Origin of the sequence: Methylobacterium sp. CCH5-D2 (assembly GCF_001556475.1) — a bacterium.
GTDB classification, from domain to species: Bacteria; Pseudomonadota; Alphaproteobacteria; order Rhizobiales; family Beijerinckiaceae; genus Methylobacterium; species Methylobacterium hispanicum.
On the sequence record NZ_LSIX01001106.1, the window covers coordinates 1 to 7,267 of the forward strand.

General features: G+C 70.2%; 8 protein-coding genes. All 8 read left to right on the forward strand.

From position 1 onward, the window contains the following. A partial coding sequence (locus AX737_RS29740) for an outer membrane beta-barrel protein (protein ID WP_066927628.1) occupies window positions 1–825 on the forward strand: 825 nt, incomplete at its 5' end. A 248-nt stretch (window positions 826–1,073) separates the two neighbouring features. Next, entirely contained in the window at window positions 1,074–1,925 is an 852-nt protein-coding gene (locus AX737_RS29745; protein ID WP_066927630.1) for an outer membrane beta-barrel protein, read from the forward strand. Window positions 1,926–2,138: 213 nt separating this feature from the next. After that, on the forward strand, window positions 2,139–2,756 hold the full coding sequence (gene rpsD / locus AX737_RS29750; RefSeq protein ID WP_066927633.1) for a 30S ribosomal protein S4: 618 nt from the start codon (window positions 2,139–2,141) through the stop codon (window positions 2,754–2,756). A 177-nt stretch (window positions 2,757–2,933) separates the two neighbouring features. After that, window positions 2,934–3,401, forward strand: a complete 468-nt coding sequence (locus tag AX737_RS29755) for a MerR family transcriptional regulator (RefSeq protein WP_066927635.1) — start codon at window positions 2,934–2,936, stop codon at window positions 3,399–3,401. A 257-nt stretch (window positions 3,402–3,658) separates the two neighbouring features. Next, window positions 3,659–4,078, forward strand: a complete 420-nt coding sequence (locus AX737_RS29760; RefSeq protein ID WP_066927637.1) for a hypothetical protein — start codon at window positions 3,659–3,661, stop codon at window positions 4,076–4,078. A gap of 117 nt (window positions 4,079–4,195) precedes the next feature. Beyond that, window positions 4,196–4,636, forward strand: coding sequence for a 4-aminobutyrate aminotransferase (locus tag AX737_RS29765; protein ID WP_066927639.1), 441 nt, complete (start codon window positions 4,196–4,198; stop codon window positions 4,634–4,636). Window positions 4,637–4,901: 265 nt separating this feature from the next. Continuing rightward, window positions 4,902–6,854 (forward strand): PrkA family serine protein kinase, encoded by a 1,953-nt coding sequence (locus AX737_RS29770; protein ID WP_066927641.1) that lies wholly within the window; start codon window positions 4,902–4,904, stop codon window positions 6,852–6,854. Between the two features lie 112 nt (window positions 6,855–6,966). Then, on the forward strand, window positions 6,967–7,267 hold a 301-nt coding region (locus AX737_RS29775; RefSeq protein ID WP_156454049.1), incomplete at its 3' end, for a DUF444 family protein.

The following is a 7,267-nucleotide window of genomic DNA, read 5'->3' on the forward strand; positions in this document are numbered from 1 at the left end:
CGCAGGTACCAGCCGCCGCCGACATCGACGACGGGGGGCGGCGGCTGGTACCTGCGCGGCGAGGTCGGCGTCAGCGCGCTGCGCCTCAGCAAGTTCGAGGGGTACGACAAGCCGGGCTTCCCGCAGCCGAAGGGCGGCTACCACGAGGAGTACCGCGAGATCGGCGACCAGGCCTTCGCGGGCGGCGGCTTCGGCTACGAGTTCGGCAACGGCCTGCGCGTGGAGGCGGTGGCCCAGTACCGGACATCCGCAACCCTGCGCTTCGGTGAGAGCTACGCGGGCTGCTTCAACGCGAACTTCGACGCGGACGGGACCTGCAAGTCGCCCGGCAAGGGTCTCGACTTCTATACCGGCCACGTCTCCACGATCGTCGCGATGGCCCGCGGCTCGTACGACTTCTTCACCTGGAACGGCGTGTCGTTCTTCGGCGGCGGCTCGGTCGGCGCGGCCTTCCATCACCTCGGCACGCTGACCGACGTGGGGTCGGGCACCGCGACGGGCGGAGCGGGCGTGATCCGGCCGAGCGATACCACGACCTTCGCCTGGGGCCTGCACGCCGGCCTCGGCTACGCGGTGACCCCGAACCTGCGGCTGGAACTGGCCTACGAGTACCTCAACCTCGGCAGCGTCAAGAGCGGCAGCCTGAACTGCTTCGGCAGCGACGGGTGCCCCGGCACGACCTACAAGTTCAAGAACCTCGAGGCGCACGACGTCCGGCTCGGCTTCCGCTACCTGCTCGGCGGCATCGTCGCGGCCCCGCTGCCCCCGCTGATGGCCGACTACGCGCCGCCGCCGCCCCCCGGCCCGCTGGTCCGCAAGTACTGACGCCCCACGGGAGGACCCGGGAGGCTGCGGGGCGGCGCGGATCCACGCGCCGCCCCCCTTGCGTGTCCGGACCGTCTCCCCGGGCCGCGTGATCCGCCCGCGGGAGCGGGCGCCTCGGTTAGGGTTAAGTCCCTCCTAACCCTTGTTTGTCAGTATTCGATTCGGCCGGTCCGTCCGGCTCCCCGGGCCCCTGGTCCACCGCCCCGCGAGGCCGTCGAGCCTGCCGGGCCCAAGCGTCGGGACGATCCATGGTTGCGTCTGCACGTCTGCCGGTCTGCGCGCTCATCGCGCTGGCCGGCTCCCTCCACCAGGCCGGGGCCGCCGATCTCCTGCCGACCGCGCTACCGCCGCCTCCGCCGCCGGTCGAGGCCCCACCGCCGGTCGAGATCGGCTCGGGCTGGTACCTGCGCGGCGACTTCACCCACGCGAGCTACGGCCGGCCCCGCGACGACACCCCGCCCGATCCGAGCGACCCGAACCGGCCGCCCTATGTCGGCCTGCGGGTCGGCGACGCGGGCGGCTACGGCGGCGGCGTCGGCTACCGGGTCAATCCGTGGCTGCGGATCGACGCCACCATCGACCAGCGGGGTCCGACCCGCTTCAGCGCCTTCTCGTCGCGCTCGAACTTCGAGACCGGCGGCAACATCGAGACCGGCCGCGCCGACGCGCTCACCGCGCTCGTCAACGTCTACGCCGACCTCGGCACGTGGTGGGGGCTGACGCCCTATATCGGCGCGGGCGTCGGCGTCGCCGATATCGGCACCACCCGCAACTACACCCAGACCTCCTGCTTCCTCGACGCCTGCGACGGCTCGCCCGGAACCGGCCCGCGCGATCCCGTGCCGCGGGGGAAGCGCTCCGTCACCTCGCTCGCCTGGGCGCTCACGGCCGGCCTGTCCTACGATCTCGGCTACGGCCTGAGCCTCGACGCGGCCTACCGCTACGTCGATCTCGGCAAGCTGCGCACAGGCGTGGACGCCTACGGCTACGGCACCCGCCTGAAGGATCTCACGGCCAACGAGTTCCGCATCGGCCTGCGCTATGCCTTCGCGGGCCTGCCGCACCTCGCCGCCAACCCCTACAACCCCTACGGCAACTGACGATCCCGGCCGCAGGTTGACCGAACCGGCCGTCTGCACTACAGACGCGCCGTCGCGGGGCTCCGATGAGGGGCCCCGCTGCATTTTCAACGCACCCGTGGGCGGGCTCAACCCCGCTCTGTCGCCCCGCTCGGCCCCGGCCGAGGACGGCTCCGGCCGGGGGGAGAGGAGGGCGCGTTCCTCGAAGCACGAACAGAAGACAGAGGAACCGCGATGTCGAAGCGCGTTCAGGCGAAGCACAAGCTCGATCGCCGCATGGGCCAGAACATCTGGGGCCGCCCGAAGAGCCCCGTGAATCGCCGCGAGTACGGCCCCGGCCAGCACGGCCAGCGCCGCAAGGGCAAGATGAGCGACTTCGGCACGCAGCTGCGCGCCAAGCAGAAGCTCAAGGGCTACTACGGCAACATCACCGAGAAGCAGTTCCGCCGCTACTACGCCGAGGCGATCCGCCTGCGCGGCGACTCGGGCGAGAACCTGATCGGCCTGCTGGAGCGCCGCCTCGACGCGGTCGTGTACCGCTCGAAGTTCGTGGCGACCCCGTTCGCCGCCCGCCAGTTCATCAACCACGGCCACATCAAGGTGAACGGCCAGCGGGTGAACATCCCGAGCTACCTCGTGAAGCCGGGCGACGTGATCGAGGTGCGCGAGGCCGCCCGCCAGTTCGAGTTCGTGGTGGTCGCCACCCAGCTCGCCGAGCGCGACGTGCCGGACTACATCGAGGTCGATCACCAGAAGATGACCGCCCGCGTGACCCGCGTGCCGGGCCTCTCCGAGGTGCCCTACCCGGTGCAGATGGAGCCGAACCTCGTCATCGAGTTCTACTCGCGCTGAGGCGGCGCGGCCCGCGCGGGCCGCGACCCAGGATTCCGGGAGGCCCGCGGCTCGCCGCGGGCCTTTCCTTTTGGCCAACGCCCCTCTTCGGTCTGCGCCCTGGCCGTGACCCGCGGGCCGGGCCTATGATCGGGGCCCCGCGGGCGGACCGTCCGCGCTTGCCCGACGGAACCGCTCATGCCGCCAGCGCCCCCTGCCGCCACACCCGCCGACGATCCGGGGGCGAAGCAGGCCGGCGCCTTCCGGACGATCAGCGAGGTCTCGGAGGCCCTCGACGTGCCCCAGCACGTGCTGCGCTTCTGGGAGACGCGCTTCGGGCAGGTGCGGCCCCTGAAGCGCGCGGGCGGGCGCCGCTACTACCGGCCCGAGGACGTCGCGCTGATCGCCGGCATCCGGCACATGCTGCACGTCCAGCGCTACACCATCCAGGGCGCGCAACGGGTGCTGCGGGAGAACGGTGTCCGCTTCGTCCAGGCGGTCGGCCGCGGCGAGGCCGTGGCGGCGGCCCCCGAGGCGCCCGAGACGCAGCGCGAGGCGGCTCCCCTCGAGCCTGACATGCCCCAGCGCGCGCTCCTCGAGGCGGTGCTGGCCGAGCTCCACGCCTGCCGCGACGCGCTGGCGGCCCTGCGGGAGAAGCCGGAATAGCGCGCGACGCTCCCCTTCCCCAAAAGAGCAGCGCGATCGCAGATGCCGAGCGAGCGCGGGGCCGGATCGGGAGAGGGGGCGCGGCGCGGTTCTCGCCCGAGCCGAGGGAGGGGGCCCATTCTCCACGCTTGCCCCGACCGCGGACAGGAGGGGGCGTCGCGCCCGGCCGATCAATGGTGCGCAACCCACTGGTCCGCCAACGCCTTTCCCACCTGGTGGGCCGCGAACCTTTCCGGAGGATTGGCGTTGACCGGCGCATGAAAGCGCCTCGCCGCCCGCTCTCGCCGACCCAGGAACTGACGAGCCGCCTGATGCGGGTCGTGCGCGCCTGCCCGCAGGCGGCCTCCGAGGTGCTGGAACTCGTCTACCTCGCGAGCCGCATCGAGGCGGCGACCCAGGCCGACCACGCCTACCGCGATGCCAAGCGGGTGATCAGCCGGCTGCGCAACCCGCTCTGGGAGATGGGTCCCGCCGACCGGGAGGCGCTGCTCGCCGCCGCCGAGACCATCCGCCGGGTCTGCCGCATCGACGAGGCGGACATCCCCGTCACGCCCGTCGCCGACGCGGGCGAGCGGGCCCGCGTCGAGGCGCGGCTCGCCGCGATGCTGAAGGACGAGCTGGAGCCGGCCGCCCTCGCGCGGGTCACCGGCATCGTCGCGGCCGCGCTCCAGGATTAGTGCCGGCCGCTCCCCGCCGAGCCGCGCCGCCCCTCGACGGGATGCCGCCGCCTCCCCACATGGCGTGTCCCGGCGCAGCCGACGCCGGTTCGAGAACGCTCCAGGGGAGAGCCCAGCATGACCTTCGCCCGCCCGCTCGCCGCGCTCGTCGCCGGCGGCCTCCTGACCGCCGCAGGCCCGGTCCTGGCCGACACGGTCCAGAAGACCGAGACGGTGGCCTCCGGCAAGACGGGCCGGCTCCTCGTCACGCCGAACCTGAAGAAGGATTGCTCGGAGGGGCCGATGCCGGAATTCCGGTTCTCCGCCTTCCCGAAGAACGGCGCCGTGATCGTGAAGGCCGGCAAGCAGAAGACGCCGGGGAACTTCCGCTGCCCGAACAAGGATGCCGGCGTGATGGGCGTGTTCTACCAGCCCAAGGACGGTTTCACCGGCTCGGACGAGCTGACGTTCGAGGTGAAGAGCGCCGACGGCGAGGTCCAGACCCGGGTCTTCAAGATCACGGTCGAGGCGGCCTCGAAGGGCGGGGGCGACGCCAAGAAGGACAGCAACGATCTCTGACGCGCCGCGTCGCATCGGGCCTGTTGTGCATCGCACAACAGGCCGCGCGTCCACGTTCGGTCACGGGCGCCTCGGCGAGGCCCGCGATCACCCAGCCTCGCGCAAGGGAGCCGGAAGAGTGTTGATCCGGCCCGCCGAAAGGCGGAGTGTTGCAGGCGGCACACGCACCTGCGGCGTCTCCGTCGCAGTGCGACAAAAGCGGGCCTGTCAGTTGCATCCGGGCCGGGACAGGATGAAGCTAACCGTGGTCTGAGAGGGTTATCGAATGCCGATGCATGCGACGAACGACCTTTTCCAGAGCTTCGCCAGAGGCTACGAGGCGCGCCGCGACACGGAGATGACGCTCTCCGAGTATCTGGAGGCCTGCCGCGACGAGCCGCTGATGTACGCCTCCGCGGCCGAGCGCATCCTCGAGGCCATCGGCAAGCCCGAGTTCATCGACACCGCCAAGGATTCCCGCCTCGGCCGGATCTTCATGAACCGGACCATCCGGACCTACCCGGCCTTCGCCGAGTTCTACGGCATGGAGGAGACGATCGAGCGGATCGTCTCGTTCTTCCGCCACGCCGCTCAAGGGTTGGAGGAGCGCAAGCAGATCCTCTACCTGCTGGGCCCTGTCGGCGGCGGCAAGTCGTCGCTCGCCGAGCGCCTGAAGGCGCTGATGGAGGTCCACCCGATCTACGTGCTGAAGGCGGGCGACGAGGTCTCGCCGGTCTTCGAGAGCCCGCTGGGCCTGTTCGACCCCGAGACGATGGGCGCGGAGATCCAGAGCCGCTACGGCATCCCGCGCCGCCGGCTGACCGGCCTGATGAGCCCCTGGGCCCTCAAGCGCCTCGACGAGTTCAACGGCGACATCTCGCGCTTCAAGGTGATCAAGGTCCGGCCGTCCCGCCTGCGCCAGATCGGCATCGCCAAGACCGAGCCCGGCGACGAGAACAACCAAGACATCTCCTCGCTCGTCGGCAAGGTCGACATCCGCCGCCTGGAGACCCTCTCCCAGGCGGACCCGGATGCGTACTCCTACTCGGGTGGACTGAACCGGGCGAACCAGGGTGTCCTGGAGTTCGTCGAGATGTTCAAGGCGCCCATCAAGATGCTGCACCCGCTGCTCACGGCGACGCAGGAGGGCAACTACGTCGGCACCGAGAACATCGGCGCGATCCCGTTCACGGGCGTGATCCTGGCGCACTCGAACGAGTCCGAGTGGCAGACCTTCAAGACCAACAAGAACAACGAAGCCTTCATCGACCGCATCTACGTGATCAAGGTGCCGTACTGCCTCCGGGTGACGGAGGAGCAGCGCATCTACGACAAGCTGATCTCCGGCTCGGAACTCTCGGCCGCCGCCTGCGCGCCGGGCACGCTGGAGATGCTGGCCCGGTTCTCGGTGCTCTCGCGGCTGCGCGAGCACGCGAACTCGAACCTGTTCTCCAAGATGCGGGTCTACGACGGCGAGAGCTTGCGCGAGGTCGATCCCCGCGCCCGCTCGATGCAGGAGTACAAGGACACCGCCGGCGTGGACGAGGGCATGGACGGGATCTCGACCCGCTTCGCCTTCAAGGTGCTGGCCGCGACCTTCAACCACGACACCACCGAGGTCTCGGCCGATCCCGTGCACCTGATGTACGTGCTCGAACAGGCGCTCAAGCGCGAGCAATTGCCGCCCGAGACCGAGAAGCGCTATCTGGAGTTCATCAAGACCGAGCTCGCGCCGCGCTACGCGGAGTTCATCGGCCACGAGATCCAGAAGGCCTATCTCGAGTCGTACCACGATTACGGGCAGAACCTGTTCGACCGCTACATCGACTACGCGGATGCCTGGATCGAGGACCAAGACTTCAAGGACGCCGAGACCGGCCAGCTCCTCAACCGCGAGTTGCTGAACCAGGAGCTGACCAAGATCGAGAAGCCCGCCGGCATCGCCAACCCGAAGGATTTCCGCAACGAGGTGGTGAAGTTCGCCCTGCGCTCCCGGGCGCAGCACGGCGGCCGCAACCCGAGCTGGACCAGCTACGAGAAGCTGCGCGAGGTGATCGAGCGGCGGATGTTCAGCCAAGTCGAGGAGCTGCTGCCGGTGATCTCCTTCGGGTCCAAGAAGGACGGCGACACCGAGAAGAAGCACGGCGAGTTCGTCGAGCGCATGGTCGCGCGCGGCTACACCGAGCGGCAGGTCCGCCGGCTGGTCGAGTGGTACATGCGGGTGAAGCAGGCGGGGTAGGGGGCACAGGCCGGCTTGAGGCCGGCCACACCCTCAAGCCGCCACAGTTTCGAGCGGCCGGCCGGCGATCATGGCCGGCCGGAATCAGAGCGGACGAGGGTTCGGGCACCGAATGCACATCGTCGACCGTCGACTCAATCCCGGGGGCAAGAGTCTCCCCAACCGGCAGCGCTTCCTCCGCCGCGTGAAGGACGTGGCCCAGCGGGCCGTGCGCGAATCCGCCCGCGAACGGGACATCAAGGACCTCGGCAAGGACGGCCGCGTCTCCGTGCCGGCGGACGGCGTGCGCGAGCCGCGCTTCTCGCGCCAGCCCGGCACCGGCCTGCAGGACCACATCCTGCCCGGCAACAAGACCTACGTGGAGGGCGACACGATCGAGCGCCCGCCGGGAGGCGGCGGGCGCTCGATCGTGT